4 protein-coding genes are annotated in these 2850 nt (G+C 72.0%); all 4 read left to right on the forward strand.

Going from position 1 to position 2850, the window contains the following annotated elements; translation table 11 throughout:
• Positions 1–208 precede the first annotated feature (208 nt).
• On the forward strand, positions 209–706 hold the full coding sequence (gene rimP / locus FNQ90_RS18465) for a ribosome maturation factor RimP (protein ID WP_182607396.1): 498 nt from the start codon (positions 209–211) through the stop codon (positions 704–706).
• A 2-nt stretch (positions 707–708) separates the two neighbouring features.
• On the forward strand, positions 709–1890 hold the full coding sequence (gene nusA, locus FNQ90_RS18470; protein WP_323380051.1) for a transcription termination factor NusA: 1182 nt from the start codon (positions 709–711) through the stop codon (positions 1888–1890).
• Between the two features lie 241 nt (positions 1891–2131).
• Positions 2132–2434, forward strand: coding sequence for a YlxR family protein (locus FNQ90_RS18475; RefSeq protein ID WP_143623265.1), 303 nt, complete (start codon positions 2132–2134; stop codon positions 2432–2434).
• A 165-nt stretch (positions 2435–2599) separates the two neighbouring features.
• Positions 2600–2850 (forward strand): translation initiation factor IF-2 N-terminal domain-containing protein (locus FNQ90_RS27570; protein WP_323380052.1); only part of this gene is annotated, 251 nt, incomplete at its 3' end.

Raw genomic sequence — 2850 nt, forward strand, 5'->3', positions numbered from 1 at the left:
GGCCATCCCGCCCCACCCGCGGACGCTCCCGCGAAGCGCGTGCGGACACCCCCACCGAAGCGGTCGGTCGCGAGCCCCGCAGGCGATAGGGTGTTTCCCGGCGGCGCGGCACAATCCCGCCGCCGAGCCCGAAACGTCCCACCGGCACCGGGACGCCAGGGGTCGGGAGCACCAGGACAACAGCAGACGCGGCCGAGGAGTCACCCGGATGAGCACCACCCAGATCGACAGGCTGCGGGAGTTGTTGGAACCGCTCGCCGCCCGGCAGGGCATGGACCTGGAGGACCTCACCCTGACCCGCGCCGGTCGCCGGCAGGTCCTGCAGTTGGTCGTCGACACCGACGAGGGCGTCCAGTTGGACGAGTGCGCCGAGCTGAGCCGTGCCGCCTCCGAACTGCTGGACGCGGAGGACGTGATGGGTGCCGATCCGTATGTTCTCGAGGTCACCTCGCCCGGCGTGGACCGCCCCCTGACGCAGCCGCGCCATTTTCGCCGCGCGGTGGGCCGGATGGTGCGGATCCGGCCGACATCGGGAGAGGTTTTCACCGCTCGCCTGCTGGGGCTGGACGAGGAAGGGCTTGATCTGGAGATCCCGGGGGAGAAGGGCCGCAGGCCCAAGCCCCGGCGGATCACTTTCGCCGAGGTCGAGCAGGTGCGCGGCGAGGTCGACTTCAGCCGCAAGGACATGCCGGAAGAGGAGGCATAGCCGTGGACATCGACATGAGCGCCCTGCGGGGACTGGTCAGGGAGAAGGAGATCTCCTTCGACGTCCTGGTGGAGGCGATCGAGTCCGCGCTGCTCATCGCCTACCACCGCACCGAGGGAAGCCGACGGCACGCCCGGGTCGAGCTGGACCGGGCCACCGGTCACGTCACCGTCTGGGCCCGTGAGGACCCCGAGGACCTGCCGGACACGGACACCGGAGCGGATGCCGACACCGACACCGCCGACACCGGGACGGACGTCCCGCCCCCCGCGGCCCGGGAGTTCGACGACACCCCGGACGGCTTCGGGCGGATCGCCGCCGGCACCGCCAAGCAGGTCATCCTGCAGCGGCTCCGGGACGCCGAGGAGGACGCCACCTTCGGCGAGTACGCCGGGCGCGAGGGCGACATCGTCACCGGGGTGGTCCAGCAGGGCCGGGACCCGCGCAGTGTGCTGGTCGACATCGGCCGGTTGGAGGCGATCCTGCCCCCCCAGGAACAGGTGCCCGGCGAGCGCTATCCCCACGGCACCCGCCTGCGCAGTTACGTGGTCCGGGTGGTCAAGGGCATGCGCGGTCCGTCGGTGACCCTCTCGCGGACCCACCCCAATCTGGTCAAGAAGCTCTTCGAGCTGGAGGTGCCGGAGATCGCCGACGGCTCGGTGGAGATCGCGGCGATCGCCCGGGAGGCCGGGCACCGCACCAAGATTGCGGTCCGCTCGCTGCGCTCCGGCCTCAACGCCAAGGGGGCCTGCATCGGCCCCATGGGCGGCCGGGTGCGCAACGTCATGGCGGAGCTCAACGGCGAGAAGATCGACATCGTGGACTGGTCCGAGGACCCGGCCGAGATGGTCGCCAACGCGCTCTCCCCGGCCCGGGTGAACCGTGTGGACGTCGTGGACGCCCGGGCCCGGTCCGCCAGGGTGATCGTGCCCGACTACCAGCTCTCGCTGGCCATCGGGAAGGAGGGGCAGAACGCCCGGCTCGCCGCCCGCCTCACCGGATGGCGCATCGACATCCGCCCCGACACCGAGGAGGGCGAGGAGAGCGGGGGGACCGACTCCGGAGGGGAACGACCCCGGGGACGCTCCCGGGACCCGCGGCACCACGACGGTGCGGGGCGCGGTGACCGTGGGCCGGCGGTCGGCTCCGACGCCCGGCGCCGGGACACCGGCGACACCCTCTGAGGCATGCCCCGGTAGGGCCCCCGACGGGCCCCGACCGGGCGCGCGGACCCGCCGTCGCCCGATGACGCCCCCGCGGGACGCCGCGGGGTTCGACGCACCGGGATCCGCCGGGCTCCGCGCGGAATACCCGTGCCCGGTTCCGCGTTGACCGAGGGGGCGACTCCGGGCGATCCGCGCCCGGATGGATCAACGGCGTGCCCCCGGATCACCGAAGTGGGTACGCGGGGAGGTAGAATCGACGATGTCCGGCCGGACGCGCGTCCGGGCCTGCCCGGAGCGCACCTGTGTGGGCTGCCGGGAACGTTCCTCCAGGGACGGGCTGCTGCGTGTGGCGCTGGAAGGGAACACCTGTGTTCCCGATCCGCGCGGTACGCTGCCCGGGCGGGGTGCGTACCTGCATCCCGCGCCCGCCTGTTTGGAGGCAGCGTTGCGCCGCAGGGCGTTCCCCAGGGCCTTCCGCCGAGGGGGGCCCCTGGACACGGCACCCCTGGAACGGGCGATTCGCCCCCCGGCGGGACGGGAAACACCGCACCAACAGTGGTAAGACCCCATGCAAGACGCGTCGCGCGGTTCCCCGCGCGGCCGAGGTACCTCGCGAGTCGGAAGTAGGTCGAGATTGCGATGAGCACTCGATGAGTACGCGATGAGTACGCCCATGCAGTAGCGAAGGTCCGGCGGACGACCCACCCCGGACCGACTAAGGAGCGAAGTGGCTAAGGTCCGGGTATACGAGCTCGCCAAGGAGCTTGGAGTCGAGAGCAAGGTCGTCATGGCCAAACTCCAGGAACTGGGTGAGTTCGTCCGTTCGGCGTCCTCGACGATCGAGGCGCCCGTTGTTCGCAAGTTGACGAACGCACTCGACGGCGGCGCCTCCGGCGCCCGCAAGTCCGCCAAACCGTCCGCACCCCGCAAGCCCGGCGCCGCGGCGCCGCGTCCGGGTGCCCCGAAGCCGGGCGGCCC

Source organism: Streptomyces alkaliphilus (assembly GCF_014141535.1).
Taxonomy (GTDB): Bacteria; Actinomycetota; Actinomycetes; order Streptomycetales; family Streptomycetaceae; genus Streptomyces; species Streptomyces alkaliphilus.

Bases quoted from the DNA above. Each gene is read 5' to 3' on its own strand.
- rimP (WP_182607396.1), top strand. From the start codon at position 209: ATGAGCACCACCCAGATCGACAGGCTGCGGGAGTTGTTGGAACCGCTC.
- FNQ90_RS18475 (WP_143623265.1), top strand. From the start codon at position 2,132: ATGTCCGGCCGGACGCGCGTCCGGGCCTGCCCGGAGCGCACCTGTGTG.